Origin of the sequence: Geodermatophilus maliterrae (genome assembly GCF_041018925.1) — a bacterium.
In the GTDB taxonomy this organism is placed as follows: Bacteria; Actinomycetota; Actinomycetes; order Mycobacteriales; family Geodermatophilaceae; genus Geodermatophilus; species Geodermatophilus maliterrae.
On record NZ_JBFNXQ010000008.1, the window covers coordinates 1 to 17,495 of the forward strand.

The 17,495-nt window shown below is 76.7% G+C and carries 21 protein-coding genes; 4 read left to right on the plus strand and 17 right to left on the minus strand.

Going from position 1 to position 17,495, the window contains the following annotated elements:
• The 12 genes from ABQ292_RS04330 to ABQ292_RS04385 all read right to left on the minus strand — a co-directional run.
• Positions 1-2,027, minus strand: a 2,027-nt coding sequence (locus tag ABQ292_RS04330) for a chromosome segregation SMC family protein (RefSeq protein ID WP_369203600.1), incomplete at its 3' end; no start/stop codon positions are given.
• Between the two features lie 96 nt (positions 2,028-2,123).
• A complete protein-coding gene (locus tag ABQ292_RS04335; RefSeq protein ID WP_369203602.1) occupies positions 2,124-2,327 on the minus strand; it encodes a hypothetical protein in 204 nt (67 codons plus the stop codon).
• A gap of 145 nt (positions 2,328-2,472) precedes the next feature.
• The gene (locus ABQ292_RS04340) at positions 2,473-2,745 is read right to left on the minus strand and encodes an acylphosphatase (RefSeq protein ID WP_369203604.1); all 273 of its coding nucleotides are present in this window, start codon (positions 2,743-2,745) and stop codon (positions 2,473-2,475) included.
• The gene (gene mutM, locus ABQ292_RS04345; protein WP_369203606.1) at positions 2,742-3,617 is read right to left on the minus strand and encodes a bifunctional DNA-formamidopyrimidine glycosylase/DNA-(apurinic or apyrimidinic site) lyase; all 876 of its coding nucleotides are present in this window, start codon (positions 3,615-3,617) and stop codon (positions 2,742-2,744) included. The genes ABQ292_RS04340 and mutM overlap by 4 nt, the downstream gene beginning before the upstream one ends.
• Before the next feature lie 2 nt (positions 3,618-3,619).
• Complete coding sequence (gene rnc, locus ABQ292_RS04350; protein ID WP_438940566.1) at positions 3,620-4,378, minus strand: ribonuclease III; 759 nt, start codon at positions 4,376-4,378, stop codon at positions 3,620-3,622.
• Between the two features lie 11 nt (positions 4,379-4,389).
• Entirely contained in the window at positions 4,390-4,569 is a 180-nt protein-coding gene (gene rpmF, locus ABQ292_RS04355) for a 50S ribosomal protein L32 (protein WP_075014296.1), read from the minus strand.
• Between the two features lie 2 nt (positions 4,570-4,571).
• Positions 4,572-5,192 (minus strand): YceD family protein, encoded by a 621-nt coding sequence (locus ABQ292_RS04360; RefSeq protein ID WP_369203609.1) that lies wholly within the window; start codon positions 5,190-5,192, stop codon positions 4,572-4,574.
• A 176-nt stretch (positions 5,193-5,368) separates the two neighbouring features.
• Positions 5,369-6,055 (minus strand): SPFH domain-containing protein, encoded by a 687-nt coding sequence (locus ABQ292_RS04365; protein ID WP_369203611.1) that lies wholly within the window; start codon positions 6,053-6,055, stop codon positions 5,369-5,371.
• On the minus strand, positions 6,052-6,552 hold the full coding sequence (coaD, locus tag ABQ292_RS04370) for a pantetheine-phosphate adenylyltransferase (RefSeq protein WP_369203613.1): 501 nt from the start codon (positions 6,550-6,552) through the stop codon (positions 6,052-6,054). Before coaD ends, ABQ292_RS04365 begins: the two co-directional genes overlap by 4 nt.
• Positions 6,549-7,103: a 16S rRNA (guanine(966)-N(2))-methyltransferase RsmD gene (rsmD, locus tag ABQ292_RS04375; protein ID WP_369203615.1), complete on the minus strand. Its 555-nt coding sequence runs from the start codon at positions 7,101-7,103 to the stop codon at positions 6,549-6,551. Before rsmD ends, coaD begins: the two co-directional genes overlap by 4 nt.
• 9 nt (positions 7,104-7,112) lie before the next feature.
• A complete protein-coding gene (recG, locus tag ABQ292_RS04380) occupies positions 7,113-9,314 on the minus strand; it encodes an ATP-dependent DNA helicase RecG (RefSeq protein ID WP_369203617.1) in 2,202 nt (733 codons plus the stop codon).
• Position 9,315: 1 nt separating this feature from the next.
• On the minus strand, positions 9,316-10,917 hold the full coding sequence (locus ABQ292_RS04385) for a DAK2 domain-containing protein (protein WP_369203619.1): 1,602 nt from the start codon (positions 10,915-10,917) through the stop codon (positions 9,316-9,318).
• 182 nt (positions 10,918-11,099) lie between these two features.
• Here ABQ292_RS04385 and rpmB point away from each other — a divergent pair, with 182 nt between their 5' ends.
• A complete protein-coding gene (gene rpmB / locus ABQ292_RS04390) occupies positions 11,100-11,282 on the plus strand; it encodes a 50S ribosomal protein L28 (RefSeq protein ID WP_438940568.1) in 183 nt (60 codons plus the stop codon).
• A gap of 297 nt (positions 11,283-11,579) precedes the next feature.
• Here rpmB and ABQ292_RS04395 read toward each other — a convergent pair whose 3' ends face one another.
• From ABQ292_RS04395 to ABQ292_RS04405, 3 genes are read right to left on the minus strand one after another with little or no spacing between them, the layout of a single operon-like run.
• Positions 11,580-12,200, minus strand: coding sequence for a cytidylate kinase-like family protein (locus tag ABQ292_RS04395; RefSeq protein WP_369203623.1), 621 nt, complete (start codon positions 12,198-12,200; stop codon positions 11,580-11,582).
• 26 nt (positions 12,201-12,226) lie between these two features.
• Complete coding sequence (locus ABQ292_RS04400; RefSeq protein ID WP_369203625.1) at positions 12,227-12,796, minus strand: GNAT family N-acetyltransferase; 570 nt, start codon at positions 12,794-12,796, stop codon at positions 12,227-12,229.
• A complete protein-coding gene (locus ABQ292_RS04405) occupies positions 12,780-13,814 on the minus strand; it encodes a thiamine-phosphate kinase (RefSeq protein WP_369203627.1) in 1,035 nt (344 codons plus the stop codon). The genes ABQ292_RS04400 and ABQ292_RS04405 overlap by 17 nt, the downstream gene beginning before the upstream one ends.
• A 92-nt stretch (positions 13,815-13,906) precedes the next feature.
• Here ABQ292_RS04405 and ABQ292_RS04410 point away from each other — a divergent pair, with 92 nt between their 5' ends.
• Positions 13,907-14,140, plus strand: a complete 234-nt coding sequence (locus tag ABQ292_RS04410; protein WP_369203629.1) for an Lrp/AsnC ligand binding domain-containing protein — start codon at positions 13,907-13,909, stop codon at positions 14,138-14,140.
• Between the two features lie 130 nt (positions 14,141-14,270).
• Complete coding sequence (locus ABQ292_RS04415; RefSeq protein WP_369203631.1) at positions 14,271-14,753, plus strand: DUF3515 domain-containing protein; 483 nt, start codon at positions 14,271-14,273, stop codon at positions 14,751-14,753.
• Between the two features lie 21 nt (positions 14,754-14,774).
• Here ABQ292_RS04415 and ABQ292_RS04420 read toward each other — a convergent pair whose 3' ends face one another.
• Both ABQ292_RS04420 and ABQ292_RS04425 read right to left on the minus strand, forming a co-directional pair.
• Positions 14,775-15,425, minus strand: a complete 651-nt coding sequence (locus ABQ292_RS04420; RefSeq protein WP_369203633.1) for a hypothetical protein — start codon at positions 15,423-15,425, stop codon at positions 14,775-14,777.
• Positions 15,422-16,570 (minus strand): D-alanine--D-alanine ligase family protein, encoded by a 1,149-nt coding sequence (locus ABQ292_RS04425; RefSeq protein WP_369203635.1) that lies wholly within the window; start codon positions 16,568-16,570, stop codon positions 15,422-15,424. The genes ABQ292_RS04420 and ABQ292_RS04425 overlap by 4 nt, the downstream gene beginning before the upstream one ends.
• 84 nt (positions 16,571-16,654) lie before the next feature.
• Here ABQ292_RS04425 and ABQ292_RS04430 point away from each other — a divergent pair, with 84 nt between their 5' ends.
• Positions 16,655-17,488, plus strand: a complete 834-nt coding sequence (locus ABQ292_RS04430; RefSeq protein WP_369203637.1) for a CDP-alcohol phosphatidyltransferase family protein — start codon at positions 16,655-16,657, stop codon at positions 17,486-17,488.
• Positions 17,489-17,495 lie beyond the last annotated feature (7 nt).

Here is a 17,495-nt window from a genome sequence, read left to right on the forward strand (position 1 = left end):
GCGCGCTCGGCGGCGGCGGCCAGCTCGCGCCCCGCCTCGTCGACGCGGGCGCGCACCTCCAGGCCCGACGGGGTGTTCGCCGACCCGCCGGTGGCCCAGTCGGCACCGACCAGGTCGCCGTCGGCGGTCACCGCCCGCACGCGGGGGTGGGTGGCCACCAGCGCGCCGGCCGCCTCCAGGCTCGGCACGACGGCGACGCGGTCGAGGGCGCGGTCCAGCGCCGGGCGCAGCTCCTCGGGCACCTCGACGAGGTCGCGTGCCCACCGCAGGCCCTCGGGCAGCGCCGGCCAGCCCTCCCGGGGCAGCGCGGGCGGCCCACCGGTGACCAGCAGCCCGGCCCGGCCGGCGTCGGCCTCGCGCAGGTGCGCCAGCGCGGCCGCGGCCCCGGCCACGCCGGCGACGACGACGGCCTCGGCCAGCCCGCCGAGCGCTGCGGCCAGCGGCACCTCGGCGCCGGGTGCGACGGTGATCCGCTCGGCGACCGGCCCCCGCACGGCGGCCAGCCCCGAGGAGAGAACCGCGGCGGCGCCGTCGGCCGGGGCCAGCCCGAGCGCGAGCGCGTCGCGGCGGGCCGCCCAGGAGGCGCGGTCGCGCTCGGCGGCCCGCTCGGCGTCGGCCAGCTCGGTGACCGCGCGGGCAGCGGCGGTGTGCGCGGTCACCGCGTCGGTGTGCGCGGTGACCAGCGCGACGTCCTCGTCGTCGGCGTCGGCGACCGTGGCGCGGCGCTCGGCCAGCCGCGCCTGCGCGGCCTCCGCCCGTTCGGTGGCCTCGGCGCCGGCCTGCGCCAGCCGCTCCACCTCGGCGGTCCCTGCGGCGGCGCGCGACCGCGCGGCGGCGACCCTGCCCGACAGGCGGGCCAGTCCCTCCCGGCGGTCGGCCAGCGCGCGGGTGGCGGCCACCCAGGCCCGCTCCTCGGCGGTCAGGGCCGCCTCCAGCCCGGCGCGGGCGGTGACGGCGGTGGCCAGCCGGCCCCGCTCGGCCTCCAGCCCGGAGGCCAGCTCGACCTCGGTGGCGGCGACCCGGTCGGCCTCGGCCTCGAGCTGCTCGGGGTCGCGGCCGCCGGTCGTCGCGGGGCCGGCGGCCGACAGGTGGCGGTGCCGCTCGGCGGCCAGCTGGGCGACGCCGCGGAAGCGCTCGCCGAGCGCGGAGAGCCGGTACCAGGTGTCCTGCGCGGCGCCCAGGCGCGGGGCGTCGGCGGCCAGCGCGGCCTCCAGCTCGCTCTCGCGGCGGGACACCCCGGCCAGCTCGGCCTCGACGACGGCGCGGCGCGCGCGGGCGGCGGTCTCGTCGGCGACGTCCTCGGCGAGGGCGTCGCGCAGGCCGACGAGGTCGTCGGCGAGCAGCCGCAGGCGGGCGTCGCGCAGGTCGGCCTGGACGCCGGCCGCCCGCCGGGCGACCTCGGCCTGGCGGCCCAGCGGCTTGAGCTGGCGGCGCAGCTCGGCGGTGAGGTCGGCCAGCCGGTCGAGGTTGGCCTGCATCGCGTCGAGCTTGCGGAGCGCCTTCTCCTTGCGCTTGCGGTGCTTGAGGACACCCGCGGCCTCCTCGACGAAGGCGCGGCGGTCCTCCGGGCGGCCGGAGAGGACGGCGTCGAGCTGGCCCTGGCCGACGATGACGTGCATCTCCCGGCCAATGCCGGCGTCGCTGAGCAGCTCCTGCACGTCGAGCAGGCGCACCTTGTCGCCGTTGATCTCGTACTCGCTCTCCCCGGAGCGGTACATGCGGCGGGTGACCGAGACCTCGGTGTAGTCGATCGGCAGCGCGCCGTCGGCGTTGTCGATGGTGAGCGTCACCTCGGCCCGGCCCAGCGCGGCGCGGCCGGTGGTGCCGGCGAAGATGACGTCCTCCATCTTGCCGCCGCGCAGGCTCTTGGCGCCCTGCTCGCCCAGGACCCAGGCGATGGCGTCGACGACGTTGGACTTGCCCGAGCCGTTCGGGCCGACGACGGCGGTGATGCCGGGCTCGAGCCGCAGCGTCGTCGGGGACGCGAAGGACTTGAAGCCCTTGAGCGTCAGGCTCGACAGGTGCACAGAACGGTCACCCTACCCGCGAGGGGCTCCACCACCGGCGCCGAAGTGCCTGGTGGGAGCGGTGGGGCGGGGGTGGCGCAGGAGGAGGAGCGCCGGTTACGCCAGGGCCGGCTCGGCGTTGTCGCCGGCCAGGTTGAGCAGCTCGGAGGCGATGGCGGCGTCGCGGGCTGCGTCGCGCTGGGTGCGCAGCTGCTCGAGCTCGTGCTCCAGTCGGCGCACCCTGGCCCGCAGCACCGCGTTCTCCTCGAGTACGCGGAGCTCCGCGCCCGACACGACGGAACCGAACAGGGCCTTGGCCATGGCGAAACGGCCTCTCACAGCTCGAGGGGTGCCCGGCGCCCCAGACGTGGTCGGCGCGGGCTCGGTGTCCCCAGGGTGACACCCCCCGACACGCTGGTCAACGGCAGGACGGGACACCCGCCGTGTCGGGGGGATGTCGTCTTCGTCACGCGGTGGTGAAGCCGGAGCTCCCCTGCACCGGGCGCTCCTCCTGCACCACGCCGGTGACCGAGCCGGGCGCGCGGCGACCGTCGAGCGCGGCGACGACGGCGCGGACGTCGTCCTCCGGGCCCTCCAGCTCCACCTCGACGCGGCCGTCGGGCAGGTTGCGCGCCCACCCCGACAGGCCGGCGGCGTCGGCCAGGCCGCGCACGAACCAGCGGTAGCCGACGCCCTGCACCAGCCCGGAGACGAGGGCGTGCACGCGCACGGTGCTCACCGGCGGGCCCGGGGGCGGGGCTGGCAGCGCGGGCAGCTGTAGCTCGACCGGTTCATGAACGACTCCCGGACGATCGCCGTGCCGCAGCGCGGGCAGGGGCGGTCGGCCTGGCCGTAGACGGCCAGGAAGCGCGAGAAGTAGCCGCTCCGCCCGTTGACGTCGACGTAGAGGGAGTCGAAGGAGGTGCCGCCCTGCGCCAGCGCCTCGCCGAGGACGCTGCGCACGCCGTCGAGCAGGTCGGCGACCTGGGCGCGGGTGAGCCGGTCGGTGGGCCGGGCGCCGTGCAGCCGCGCGCGCCACAGCGACTCGTCGGCGTAGATGTTGCCGACGCCGCCGATCAGCGTCTGGTCGAGCAGGGCGCGCTTGACCTCGGTGTGCCGGCGGCGCAGCGCGGCGGTGAAGGCGGGCTCGTCGAAGGAGGGGTCGAGCGGGTCGATGGCGATGTGCGCCAGCCGGGGCGGGATGCCCTCGCCGTCCGGGGCGTCCTCGACGACGAGACCGCCGAAGGTGCGCTGGTCGACGAAGCGCAGCTCGCGGCCGCCGTCGGTGAAGGTGAAGCGGGCCCGCAGGTGGGTCTCGTCGGGCTGCGCGGGTTTCTCCACCAGCAGCTGGCCGCTCATGCCGAGGTGCGCGACGAGCGCGCGGCCGGTGGGGCTGCTGTCGTCCTCGGCCAGGGGCATCCACAGGTACTTGCCGCGGCGGTGGGCGGCGGTGAGGGTGCGGCCGGTCAGGGCGGCGGTGAAGTCGTCGGCGCCCTCGAGGTGCCGGCGGACCGCGCGCGGGTGGTGCACCTCGACGGCGGCCACGGTGCGCCCCGCGACCCAGCGCTCCAGGCCGCGCCGCACCACCTCGACCTCGGGCAGCTCGGGCACGGTCAGTCCCCGGCCGAGATCGCCTGATAGGCGGCCTCGGCGGCCTCCTGCTCGGCGGCCTTCTTGGTGCGGCCGGTGCCGCGGCCGCGGACGACGTCGGCCAGCGACACCGCGGCGGTGAACGTCTTGGCGTGCGGCGGGCCCTCGTCGGAGACGTCGTAGACCGGCGCACCGAGGCCGCGGGCGGCCCCGAGCTCCTGCAGGCTGGTCTTCCAGTCCAGGCCCGCGCCGCGCGTGGCCGCCTCGCGCAGCAGCGGGTCGAACAGGCGGTGCACCAGGACGCTGGCGGCGTCGAGGCCCAGGCCCAGGTGCAGCGCGCCGATGAGCGCCTCGAGCGCGTCGGCGAGGATCGAGTCCTTCTCCCGCCCGCCGGTGGTCTCCTCGCCGCGGCCCAGCAGCAGGTGCGGGCCGAGCCCGCCGGCGCCGAGCCGCCGGGCGACGGCGGCCAGCGAGGTCATGTTGACCACCGAGGCGCGCAGCTTGGCCAGCCGGCCCTCGGGCAGGTCGGGCTGGCTGCGGTAGAGCTCGTCGGTGACGACCAGGCCGAGCACCGAGTCGCCGAGGAACTCCAGGCGCTCGTTGGTGGGCAGGCCGCCGTGCTCGTAGGCGTAGGAGCGGTGGGTCAGCGCCAGCGCCAGCAGGCCGCCGGGCAGCTCGACGCCCAGGGCGTCGAGCAGCCAGGCGGCCGCGCGGTCGGCGTGCGCCTGACCCGCCGGCGCGCTGTCCGGCACGACCGGGGTGGGGGAGGCGGCGCTGCCCACGTCCGGCCGGGTCAGACCGAGAGGACCTGGCGGCCGGCGTGCTGGCCGCAGTTCGGGCAGGCCTGGTGCGGGGGCTTGAGCTGACCGCAGGCGCGGTTCGGGCAGGGGGTGAGCGTGGGGGCGCTCGCCTTCCACTGCGACCGGCGGGCGCGGGTGTTGGCGCGGGACATCTTCCGCTTCGGGACGGCCACGGTCAGTTCTCCTCAGGGTCGTCCGGACGGTCGGCGACCGCTCCGGTGGTGGCGAAGCCGGCGAGCCCGGCCCAGCGGGGGTCGAGCAGCTCGTGCGAGTGGTCGGCCGGCAGGTCGTCGAGGCGCTGGCCGCAGCCCGAGCACAGGCCCGCGCAGTCCTCGGTGCAGGTGGGCGAGAGCGGCAGGGCCAGGACCACGGTGTCGCGGACCATCGGCTCGAGGTCGATCCGCTCGCCCTCGACGAGGCGGACCTCGTCCTCCTCGCTGGTGGCCTCGGTGGTGCTGCCCGGGTAGGCGTAGAGCTCCTGGACGTCGAGCTCGAGGGTGTCCCGGACCGGGTCGAGGCACCGGGCGCACTGGCCCTCGACCGGGACCTCGACGTCCCCGGAGACCAGCACGCCCTCCATCACCGACTCCAGCCGCAGCCGCAGGTGCACCGGCGCGCCCTCGGGGACGCCGATGAGCTCGAGCCGCCAGTCCGGGGGCGCGGGCACGGTGCGGTCGATCTCCTGCATCGAGCCGGCACGGCGGCCGAGCTCGCGCAGTTCGACGGCCCAGGGGTTGACGGCGGGACGCCGGGCGTCCGTGGACGCGGCGCCTGAGCGGTGCGGTGCGGCAGGCATGTCAGTACTCGCGGTCGTCAGTGGGAGGGATCCGGCCCGGGGAGGTCACCGGTGGACCAGCACCCGAGACTACCCGATCCCCCGACGACGCCGTCCGGGGCTGGTGACGTACTGGAACGGCCCCGCTGCAGGGGCCCGCGCCGAGCCTGCGAGGCGTGGGGGGCAGCGGGGTCCTTCTAGTCGCGCAGCGTCGAGCGGGCCTTCTCCACCGAGCGCAGCATCCGCTCCAGGGTGGTGCCGAAGTCGGCCAGCCGGGTGTCGACGTACTCGTCGACCTCGGCGCGCATCCGGTTGACCTCGGCCACCGTCTGGGCGCCGAGCTCGTCGGAGCGGCTGACCGCGCCGCGGTAGACCTCGGTCTCGGTGACCAGCCGGTCGTGCTCGGCCTGGGCGGCAGCGAGGATCTCCTCCTGCTGGGCACGGGCGTCGGCGAGCAGCGCCTCGTGGTGGGCCTGCGCCTCCCCGAGCAACCGGTCGGCCTCGGCCTCGGCCTGGGCGAGCAGCTCATCGGCCTCGGCCTGCGCCTGGGTGAGCAGCTCGTCGCGCTGACGCCGGGCGGTGCCCAGGACCTCCTCGCGCTGGCGGCGCGCGGCGGCCACGAGCCGGTCGGCCTCCTCGCGGGTGCGGCCGGTGAGCTGCTCGGCCTCGGCCTGGGCCTGCTCGAGGATCTCGGTGCGCTGCTCGACGATCGCGCCGGCGGCGTGCACCTCCTCGGGGAGGTTCTCCCGCAGGTCGTCGAGCAGGTCGAGCAGGTGGTCACGGGGGACCATGCACGAGCCCGACATCGGCACGCTGCGGGCGCTCTCGATGACCCGGCTGAGCTCGTCGACGACCTCGTAGAGCCGGTAGACGACCTCCGTCACGGTCGACCGCCGTCGCGCTGTGCCGCGTCCTGCTGAGCCAGCAGCCGGTCGAGCACGCCCTTGGGCACCAGCCGCGAGACGTCGCCGCCGAAGGTGGCGATCTGCTTGACCAGGCTCGAGGACAGGTGCCCGACCTGCGGCGCCGTGGGCACGAACAGCGTCTCGATGCCGGCCAGCTCCCGGTTCATCTGCGCCATCTGCAGCTCGTACTCGAAGTCGCCGACGGCGCGCAGGCCCTTGACCACCACCGGGATGTCGTGGCTGCGGCAGTAGTCGACCAGCAACCCGCTGAAGCTGTCGACGACGACGTTGGGCAGCTCGGTCACCGCCTCGCGCAGCAGTTCCATGCGCTCGTCGACGGTGAACAGCCCGGCCTTGCCGGGGTTGACCAGGACGGCCACGACCAGCTCGTCGTACAGCGCGGCGGCGCGGTTGATGACGTCCACGTGGCCGTTGGTGACCGGGTCGAACGACCCGGGACAGACCGCTCGCCTCACGGGAACCGACCGTACCGGAGCAGGGTCTCCCCGTAGCGCCGGTCGCGGATCCCCTCGAGGGGTGTCGGCCACTCCTCCGGCGCCCCGCGGGCCGGCCGCTCGACGACGACCACGGCCCCGGGCGCCAGCCACTCCCCCGTCACCAGCGCGGACAGGACGTCGCGCACCTCCCCGGCGGGCGTGGCGTACGGCGGGTCGGCGAGCACCAGGTCGAAGCGGGCCGGCGGCGGGCCGGACACGACGGCGCGCACGGGGGCGGCCACGACGCGGGCCCCGGGGAGGCCGACCGTGGCCACGTTGCCGCGCAGCACCGGCAGCACCCGCGGCCCGTTCTCCACGAACACCGCCGCGGCGGCACCGCGCGACAGCGCCTCCAGGCCCAGCGCGCCGGAGCCGGCGTAGAGGTCGAGCACGGTGGCGCCGTCGAGGTCGAGCAGGCTGCCCAGGCTGTTGAACAGCCCCTCGCGGGCGCGGTCGCCGGTGGGCCGGACGCCGCTCGGCGGCACCTTCAGCCGCCGTCCCCGGGCCACGCCGGAGATCAGCCTCGTCACCCGCGCCCCTCAGGCCTTCTCGAGGTAGGTCGCGCGCTCGTCGGTGGCCAGGGCGGCGACCTCCGCGGCCAGGCCCGGGTGGTCGGCCAGGCCGCGGTCGGTGGCCAGCAGGGCGGTGGCCTCCGCGCGGGCGGCGGCGATGAGCTCCTCGTCCTCGAGCAGGGACAGCAGCTTCACCGTCGAGCGCCGGCCGGACTGGACGGCACCGAGGACGTCGCCCTCGCGGCGGGTCTCGAGGTCCAGGCGGGCGAGCTCGAAGCCGTCGGAGGTGCCCGCGACGGCGGCCAGCCGCTGACCGGTCGCCGTCGTCTCCCGGGCCTCGGTGACCAGCAGGCACAGTCCCCGGTGCCTGCCCCGGGCGACCCGGCCGCGCAGCTGGTGCAGCTGGCTGACGCCGAAGCGGTCGGCGTCCATGACCACCATCACGGTGGCGTTGGGCACGTCGACGCCGACCTCGACGACGGTGGTGGCCACCAGGACCTGGGTCTCCCCCGCGGCGAAGGCGCGCATGCGGGACTCCTTGTCCTCGGGGGTCAGCCGGCCGTGCAGGACGTCGATGCGCAGGCCGGCCAGCGGCCCCTCGTGCAGCCCCTCGGCGACGTCGAGGACGGCCAGCGGCGGCCGCCGGTCGCCGTTCCCGCCGGCGTCGTCCTCGTCCGGGGCGCCGTCGGCGTCCTCGGGGGCGTCGGTCTCGGTGCTGCCGGTGTCGTCGTCGCCGATGCGCGGGCAGACGACGTAGGCCTGCCGGCCGGCGGCGACCTCCTCGCGCAGCCGCTCCCAGGCCCGGCCGAGCCACGCCGGCTTGTCGCTCACCGGCACCACCGAGCTGGCCACGCCGCCGCGGCCGCCGGGCAGCTGGCGCAGGACGGAGGTCTCCAGGTCGCCGTAGACGGTCATCGCGACGGTGCGCGGGATCGGCGTGGCGGTCATGACCAGCACGTGCGGCGGCCGGTTGCCCTTGGCGCGCAGGGCGTCGCGCTGCTCGACGCCGAAGCGGTGCTGCTCGTCGACGACGACCAGGCCGAGGTCGGCGAAGTCGACGCCCTCCTGCAGCAGCGCGTGGGTGCCGACCACGATGCCGGCGCTGCCGTCGGCGACCGCCGCGCGGGCGGTGCGGCGGGCGGCGGCCTTGAGCGAGCCGGTGAGCAGCACGACCTTCGTGCCCGCGGGGTCGCCGTCGAGCTCGCCGGCGCGGGCGAGCGGGCCGAGCATGCCCGCGATGCTGCGCGCGTGCTGGGCGGCCAGGACCTCCGTGGGCGCCAGCAGCGCGGCCTGTCCGCCGGCGTCGACGACCTGCGCCATGGCGCGCAGCGCGACGACGGTCTTGCCCGAGCCGACCTCGCCCTGCAGGAGGCGGTGCATCGGGCGGTCGCTGTCGAGCTCGGCGGCCAGCTCCTCGCCCACCTCGCGCTGGCCCTCGGTCAGGGAGAAGGGCAGCGCGGCGTCGACGGCGTCGAGCAGGCCGCCGGGGCGGCGCGGGCGGGCGGTGCCGGGCTCCAGGGAGGCGGCGCGGCGGCGCGCGGCGAGGACGAGCTGCAGGGTGATCGCCTCGTCCCACTTGAGCCGGTCCCCGGCACGCTCGACGTCGGCCTGCGAGGTCGGCCGGTGCACGTCGAGCAGCGCCGCCGGGAGGCTGAGCAGCCCGTGCCGGGCCCGCAGGTCCTCGGGCAACGGGTCGTCGACGAAGCCGAACCCGCCGGCGGCGTCGAGCAGCAGCTTGACCGACTTCTGGATCACCCAGCTCGAGACGTCCTTGCTGGCCGGGTAGATGGGGATCAGCGCGCGCGCCCAGTCCTCGTCGTCGTCCCCGCTGATGAGGTGGAAGTCCGGGTGGGCGAACTGCTTGGTCCGGCGGTACTCCCCGACCGTCCCGGCGAACAGCCCCCAGGCACCCTCGCGGAGCTGGCCGTGCTTCCGGTTGAAGAAGACCAGCTGCATCTCCCCGGCGCCGTCACCGACGGTGACCTCGGTGAGCGAGCCGGGCCGGTTGCGCATCTTCCGCGTGGTGACCCGGCGGACCTGGGCGAGCACGGTGACCCGGTCACCGACCTGGAGGTCGTCGAGCCGCGTCATCTCCCCGCGACGGGCGTAGCGGCGGGGGTAGTGGCGCAGCAGGTCGCGGACGGTGCGCAGGTCGAGCGAGTCGGCCATCGCCCTGGCCGTCTTGGCGCCGAGGACGCGGGAGAGGTCGGTGTCGAGGGTGACCGCCACGTCACTCCACCCCCGCCTGCAGCGGGATCCCCGCCCCGGAGTCGTAGCGGACGACCTCGACCGTCCGGTGGGCGGTGGCCAGGTGGGCGCAGACGGCGTCGCCGAGCGCGGCGTCGGGGCCGACGAGCAGGGTGGCCATCTCGCCGCCGGCCGACAGCAGCCGGTCGAGCAGGTCGCAGGCGACGACGGCGAGGTCGGCGCCCACCACGACGACGTCACCCTCGGCCGAGCCCAGCACGTCGCCGGGGCGGCACGGGCCGGCGCTGGTCAGGGCCTCCTGCTCCGCGACGGTGACCTCGGCCCAGCGGGTGGCGGCCGCGGCCTCGGCCATGCCGACGACGTCGTCGCCGAAGCGGCGGGCGGGATCGGCCACGGCGACGGCGGCCAGGCCCTGCACCGGGGAGCGGGTCGGCACGACGGCGACGTCGCGGCCGAGGTCGCGGGCGCGGTCGGCGGCCCGGGACGCCGCGGGGGTCAGCGCGGGGTCGTTGGGCAGCAGGACGACCTCGGCGGCGGTGGACGCGACCACCTCGGCGAGGACCTCCTCCTCGGTGACGCCGTCGGGTCCGCAGGTGACCACGCGGACGCCCTCGCCGGTGAACAGCTCCGCCAGGCCGTCACCGAGGACGATCGCCACGACGGCACGGCGGCCGGGCACCGGGGCGGCGGGGAGCACCGGCGCGAGCGGGGTGACGCTGATGGCGTGCGGGCGGCCGGCCTCGACGCCGGCCTCGATGACGCCGCCGACGTCGCTGGTGTGCACGTGCACGTTCCACTGCCGGCCGGTCGGGGTGTCGACGCCGACGACGACCAGGCTGTCGCCGAGGGCGGCCAGCCGGGTCTGCAGCCGGGCGACCGCGGCCTCGCCGGAGTCGGCCAGCAGGTACTGCACCTCGCTGCCGGGGCCCGGCGGTGGCTGGTGCGGGACGTGCCCGGGCTCGCCGTGCCGGGCCGGGCGGGCGCGCAGCGCCGGGCGCGCGGGCTCCACGCCGGTGACCGTGGTGACCAGTGCGTCGAGGACCAGGCAGAGACCGGCGCCCCCGGCATCGACCACCCCGGCGTCGCGGAGGACGTCGAGCTGGGCGGGGGTGACCTCCAGCGCCGCCCGCGCGCCGTCGGCCGCGGCCACGACGACGTCGGCGAGCGTGCTGCGGCCCTCGGCGACGGCGGCCCCGGCCGCCTCGGCGCCGGCCCGCGCGACGGTGAGGAAGGTGCCCTCCTCGGGGTCGGCGACGGCGGTGTAGGCGCCGTCGGCGGCCTTCTGCAGGGCAGCGGCGAGCACCGGACCGTCGGCGGGCGGCTCGCCGGCGAGCTGGTCGGACAGGCCGCGCAGCAGCTGGGCGAGGATCGTGCCGCTGTTGCCGCGGGCGCCGAGGACCGCGCCCCGGGCGAGCACCGCCCAGGCCGGCTCACCGGCACCGGCGACGGCGTCGTCGAGTGCCGCCACGGCGGCCCGGGCGGTGAGCAGCAGGTTGGTGCCGGTGTCGCCGTCGGGCACCGGGAAGACGTTGAGCTCGTCGAGCGCGTCCCGGCCGGCGGACAGCGCCGTGACCGCGGCCCGGCACCACCGGCCGACCGCGGCGTCGTCGAGCGCCTCCAGCACGGCCGGAATGTACCTGTGGACACCGACGGCCCCGGTCGCCGCGCACCCCGCGCACGGCGGCCCGGGCGGCCTCGGCGACGGTCCTGCGGGCGAGCGGTTAGACTGACGGACGGTCTCGCGGTCGCCTCCGTGCGCCGCCGTCTCGACGAACGAATCTCTGGGAGTGATCCACCGTGGCTGCCGTGTGCGATGTCTGTGGCAAGGGGCCCGGTTTCGGTATGTCGGTGTCGCACTCGCACCGCCGCACGCCGCGCCGTTGGAACCCGAACATCCAGTCGGTGCGGGCGCTGGTCGCCCCCGGCAACCGTCGCCGCATCAAGGCCTGCACCTCGTGCATCCGCGCGGGGAAGGTCGTCCGCGCCTGAGAAAGGGCCCCGTCCTCCCCACCCTTCGCACGCTCAGGGCGGGGCCCGGGACGGGGCCACCTGCCCCCCACCGCTCGCACGCTCGCGGTGGGGCCCTGCAGGAGGGCCCACCCACCCGGGCCGCCCAGCCGGGTCACCTGGACCCCGGAGGTCGCTGACCTCCGGGGTCCTCCGTGTGCGCCGGGCTCGGTCGTCACGGCGGTGGTGCGCCGCGCCGACGACGCCGTCACGGTCGAGCTGCCGCCCGGGCCGCACCTCCCGCCCCTCCCGGTCCGGCCACCGCCGCGGGCAGCGGCGTCAGCCCGCGCCGATCCCCCGGGCGCGCGCGGCGGCGACGACGAGGTCGACGACGGTGCCCAGCGGCAGCGCCGTCCCGTCGACGACGAGGTGGTAGTGCTGCGCCGCCGCGGGGTCGCACCGGTAGAAGTGCCGCACGTAGGCCTCCCGCGTCCGGTCGTTGGCCTGCATCTCCTGCCGCAGCTCGTCCTCCGGGCGCCCGTAGCGCTGCACCGCCGCCCGCAGCCGCGCCTCCGGCGGTCCGTCGAGCCGGACGTGCAGCGCATCGCTGCGGTCGCGCAGCACCATGGCCGCCGCCCGGCCCAGGACGACGCCGCCCGCCCCGTCGGCGATCTCGTGCAGCACCTCCTCGGTGTGTCGCCGGTAGGCCCGCTCGTCGGGCTGCGGGGGCACGGGCACCACGCCGCCCACCGGGTCGGGCATGGCCCCGAGCGAGGCCACCAGCCGCCACAGGCCGCGGACCACCCGCTCGTCGTTGGCCTCGGCGTCGTCCTGCGAGACACCCAGCCGCCCGGCCACCTGCGCCGGGATCGCGCGGTCGTGGAACGGCAGGCCGAGCCGCTCGGCCACGGCCGGGCCCACCTCCGGGCCACCCGCGCCGTAGGACGCGGAGATCGTCACGACACCCCCCTGCACGCCGCCCACCCTCACGATGCCCGCTCCTCGGTCTCGTCGGCCGGTCCGCTCAGCCGCTTGCCCAGGAACACCGCGCCCGGCTCGCCGGCGTAGATGCCGTACCCGGCGACGGGCCCGTACCCCAGGCCCTCGTAGAGCGCGATCGCCTCGGGCTGGCGGTCACCGGAGTTGAGGACCACCGATCGGTACCCGGCGCGGCGGGCCGAGTCCTCGAGCGCGGCCACCAGCACCTGGGCCAGCCCGCGGCGCCGGAACGCCGGCTCGACGTAGACCCGCTTCACCTCGGCCACCGCGGGGTCCGGGTCCTGGGCGGGGGGCGTTCCCGTGTGCCGCCGCCACGCGCCGCAGCCGGCCGGCACGCCGTCGACCTCGGCCACGAGGAACAGGCCGGCCGGCGACACGAACTCCGCGGGGTCGACGGCGGCCTCGTCCGGTCCGCCGTAGCGGTCGACGTACTCCTGCTGCACCCGGGCGACGAGCTCGCGCGCCACCGGGTCGTCGTAGGGCACCGCCCGCAGCGCGGCCATCGCGCCGTCGCGCAGCCGCGCCTGCGCCCAGGGGGACTCAGCCGAAGTGGACATGCCCGGCCCTCCCCGCCCCGACGGCGGTGACGACGGCCGCCGCCGGCTCCCCGCTCACGAGCACCCCCGGGTCCCCCGCCCGGACCTCCCCGATCGTCACGAAGCCCTCCGGCAGCGCGGCCCCCGGCGGGAAGGTGGCCAGCAGCGCGTGGTCCTCACCGCCGGTGAGGACCCACGCCAGCGGGTCGACGCCGAGCGCGGCGGCCACCTGCTGCATCGGTCCCAGCGGCTCCAGCGCCGCCCGCACGAGCGCGGCCCGGTCGACGTCGACGACGACGCGGCTGCTCTCGGCGAGGTGGCCGGCGTCGGCGAGCAGCCCGTCGCTGACGTCGCACATCGCGGTCGCACCGGCGTCCGCGGCGCCCGGCCCGGCGGCGTACGGCGGGGTGGGACGGCGGTGTGCGGCCACCGCGGCGATCGGGCTGCTGAACCCGCGGCGCAGGACGGCCAGCCCGCACGCCGACCAGCCGAGGCGGCCCGCCACGGCGAGGACGTCGCCGGGCCGGGCGCCCGAGCGCAGCACCGGCGCCCGCCCGCCCAGGTCGCCCAGGGCGGTCACCGACAGGACGACGGACCCGCTGTCGGGCGCGGAGGCGACGGTGTCCCCACCCACCACCGCGGCGCCCAGCGGCGCACACTCGGCGGCCATGCCCGCGGCGACCCCCTCCAGCCAGGAGGTGGGCGTGTCCGCCGGGCAGGCCAGCCCGACCAGCAGCGCGGTCGCCACCCCGCCCATCGCGGCCACGTCGGCGAGGTTGGCGGCGGCCGCCTTGTGCCCCACGTCCTCGGCCGAGGACCAGTCGCGGCGGAAGTGCCGGCCCTCGACGAGGACGTCGGTGGTGGCGACCACCCGGCCGTCGGGCACGCGCAGCACGGCGGCGTCGTCGCCCGGGCCGACCTCCGCGGCCTCGGCCGACCCGGCGCGGGCGACCACCCGCGCGATGACCCCGAACTCGCCGACGACCCGCACGCTGTCGGCGAGGTCCCCGCGGCCGACCAGCGGCCGGGGCCGTGTCACCGGGTCCCCCAGGGGGCTGCGGTAGGTTGCGAGCCGATCCGCCCGCCGGTGCCGGGGAGGCACCGGCAGCGCTGCCCGAGGAAGGTCGTCCCGTGGTCCACGCCTACATCCTGATCCAGACCGAAGTCGGCAAGGCCGCCCAGGTGGCCACGACGATCAGCGAGATCGCCGGCGTGACGAAGGCGGAGGACGTCACCGGCCCCTACGACGTCATCGTCCGCGCCGAGGCCGAGACGGTCGACGAGCTGGGACGCCTGGTCGTGGCACGGGTGCAGTCGGTCGACGGCATCACGCGCACCCTGACCTGTCCCGTCGTCAACATCTGAGCCGCTGAGCGAGGACACCCCCGCCCCGGGCGACACCCCCGACGGCACGGCCGCCGGGCAGGCCCCACGCACCGACCCGCTGCGCCGGGTCGCGCTCGTCACGACCGCCGTCGTCGTCCCGCTGCTCGTCGTGCTGGCCGTGCTGGTCAACGTCCTGGGCGGTGACGACGAGGACGGCGACGCGCCGGTGGCCGACGTCGGTGGCACGACCGGCGAGCAGCGCGCGGACCTGCCCGTGCTCCCGGTCGAGGTGCCGCCGCCGACCCCCGAGGCCGACGCGAACTGTCCGCCGCTGCTCCAGGCACTCCCCCTGGACCTGCTCGGCGAGCCCTCCCGCCTCGTCGACTCCGACACGCCCTACGCCGCCGCCTGGGGCGAGCCGCCGGTCGTGCTCGTCTGCGGCGTCCCCCAGCCGGCCGGGCTGGTCCCCGGGGAGGGGCTGTTCACCATCAACGGGGTCACCTGGTACGTCGACCAGTCCGACCCCGAGGCCACCGTGTGGACGGCGGTCGACCGCGCCGTGTACGTCCAGGTGACCCTGCCGGCCGACGTCGACAGCGCGCCCGTCACCGCGCTCAGCGACGTCCTGGTCGACACCGTCCCCGCCCGCTGAGCCCGCTCACCCGCGGGGGGCTCAGGCCGGCGGGAGCCGGTCGAACTGGGCCAGCACGACCTCGCGCACCTCGTCGGTGGCCTGCTCCTCGCTCGTGGACACCACGGTCACCCCGACGCTGAACACCCCGTGCCCGCACCAGGCGAACGCCGCCGGCCCGGTCAGCCCGGTGGCCGGGTCCACCTCGGCGACGGTCAGCAGGCTGCACCCCTCGGGCAGGTCGGCCGGGTCGCGCCGCAGGACGCCGTCGTAGACCGCGGCGTCGTTGCCCGCGAGGTCCTCGGCGTAGGCCGCCGCCCCGCCGGGGTGGTCGAACTGGTCGACGAAGACGGTGGTCAGCGGCCCGGTCGTTGAGCCCCAGAAGCGCTCCCACCCGTGGCGGTAGCCGTAGTCGCGCAGCACCGCCCGCTCGCGGGCGGGGTCCTCGGCGTAGCCGGCCACGTCGTCGACGGTCTTGGCGCCCGCCGGGGGCTGCAGGTCGTCGTCGGGGATCCGCGGCAGGCCGGAGGGCACCGCGGGCAGCACCAGGGCGCCGAGGTCCTCGACGCTCTCCGGCGTCCCGGCGGCCGGCGCGGGGGTGGCGGTGCCGGCCACCGTGGGCGTGCAGCCGGTGGTGGCGATCCCCAGGGACAGCAGGCCGGGGAGCAGCGCGGGGAACCGGCCCGGGGTCACCGGGAGGTCCGTGCGTCCCCCGGCCGGCCCGCGCGCGCCAGCGCCGAGGCGACCAGCCGGTCCACCAGCTCGGGGTAGGACACCCCGCTGGCCGCCCACATGCGCGGGAACATCGAGATCGGCGTGAAACCCGGCATCGTGTTGACCTCGTTGACCACCAGCCGCTCGGCACCGTCCGGGCCGGTGCCGAGGAAGAAGTCGACGCGGGCCAGCCCCTGGCAGTCCATCGCGAGGTAGGCCCGGCAGGAGGCCTCCTGCACCGCCCGCGTCTGCTCGGGCGTCAGGTCGGCCGGCACGTCGAAGTCGACGGCGTCCTCGAGGTACTTGGCGTCGAAGTCGTACCAGTCGGTGCCCGGCCGCAGCCGGATCTCCGCCGGCAGGCTGGCCTCCGGCCGTCCGCCGTCGCGGCCGGCGAGCACGCCGCACTCGATCTCCCGCCCGGGGACGGCGGCCTCCACGACCACCTTCGGGTCGACGGCGGCCGCGGTGGCCACCGCCTCGGGGAACTGCGCCCAGTCGGTGACCTTGGTGATGCCGATGCTCGACCCGGCGCGCGAGGGCTTGACGAAGACCGGCAGCCCCAGCCGCTCGCGGTCGGCCTCGGTCAGCAGGTCGGGGTCGGCCGACACGGCGCCGCCGGCGTCGCGCAGGACCACGTGGTCGCCCTGCGCGAGGCCCGCGGCGGCGAGGAGCTTCTTGGTGTGCTCCTTGTCCATCGACGCGGCGCTGGCGAACACCCCGGAGCCGACGTAGGGCAGGCCGCTCATCTCCAGCAGGCCCTGGATGGTGCCGTCCTCGCCGTAGGTGCCGTGCAGCACGGGGAAGACGACGTCGACCTCGGTGAGCGCCGGGCCGATCGCGGCGGTGGGCTCGAGCACCGCCAGGCCGCGTCCGCCCGGGTCGCCGACCAGCGACACCGCCGTCCCGCTCGTGACCTCCGGCAGCTGCCCCTCGGTGATGGCCAGCCGCTGCCCGGGGTCGGGCAGCACCCAGCGGCCGTCGCGCGCGATGCCGACCGGCACCACCTCGTAGCGCTCGGGGTCCAGCGCCGCCAGGACGCTCCCGGCGGAGACGCAGGAGATCGCGTGCTCGGCGCTGCGCCCCCCGAACACGACCGCGACGCGCACCCTGCCTGTCCCGCTCATCGCGGCCGACCCTAGTGGACGTCCTCCGCGCGTCCGGGGTCTCCCGGAGGGCCGACACCCCGCCGGTGTGGGAACCTCGACGCGATGCGGGAGAACGCGGCCCCTCCGGTGGACCCCCGACCCCCGGCGACGACGGCTCAGCAGGGGCACGACGAACACGGGGCTGCCCCCGCGCGCCCGTTCCCGCTGCCGCTGCGGGTGGCCGGCGCGGCTGTGCACGTCTACACCGCCCTCGGCTCGGTGCTGGCGCTGCTGGTGGTGCTCGCCGCACTGGACGGCGACGCGGTCACCGCGCTGTGGATCGGCCTGGCCGCCCTGGTCATCGACGGCACCGACGGGATGCTGGCCCGGCGCGCGCGGGTCAAGGAGACCATCCCCTGGTTCGACGGCGCCCTGCTCGACAACATCGTCGACTACCTGACCTACGCCTTCGCCCCCGTCGTGCTGCTGTGGACCACCGGCGCGCTCCCCGAGGGCCCGCTCGGGTGGGTGCTGGCCGCGCTGCCGCTGCTGGCCTCGAGCTACCAGTTCTGCCGGGTCGACGCGAAGACCGACGACCACACCTTCCTCGGCTTCCCGAGCTACTGGAACGTCGTCGCCTTCTACGTCGTCGTCCTGGACCTGTCCCAGCCGGTCGTGGCGGCGCTGCTCATCGCCTGCTCGGTGCTGGTGTTCGTGCCGGTGCGCTACCTCTACCCCTCGCGCACCGAGGCGCTGCGCGGCCTGAGCCTGGCACTGACCGCCGTCTGGCTGGTCACCTACGCCGTCCTGCTCCTCCAGCTGCCCGACCCGCACCCGGTCGTCCTGGTCCTGTCTCTGGGGTACATCGGCTACTACGTCGCGATCAGCGGCTGGCTGACCGCCCGGGCCGCCGCCCGCCGGCGCTCGGCGGCCCGCAGCGCCGCGCGCAGCGGCTGAGGCCCGC

What these genes read in the sequence shown, in the direction of transcription:
- ABQ292_RS04335 (WP_369203602.1), bottom strand. Translation starts at nt 2,327, where the DNA reads ATGGCCAAGGCCCTGTTCGGTTCCGTCGTGTCGGGCGCGGAGCTCCGC.
- ABQ292_RS04360 (WP_369203609.1), bottom strand. Translation starts at nt 5,192, where the DNA reads ATGCCTGCCGCACCGCACCGCTCAGGCGCCGCGTCCACGGACGCCCGG.
- ABQ292_RS04400 (WP_369203625.1), bottom strand. Translation starts at nt 12,796, where the DNA reads ATGTCCACTTCGGCTGAGTCCCCCTGGGCGCAGGCGCGGCTGCGCGAC.
- ABQ292_RS04425 (WP_369203635.1), bottom strand. Translation starts at nt 16,570, where the DNA reads ATGAGCGGGACAGGCAGGGTGCGCGTCGCGGTCGTGTTCGGGGGGCGC.
- ABQ292_RS04430 (WP_369203637.1), top strand. Translation starts at nt 16,655, where the DNA reads ATGCGGGAGAACGCGGCCCCTCCGGTGGACCCCCGACCCCCGGCGACG.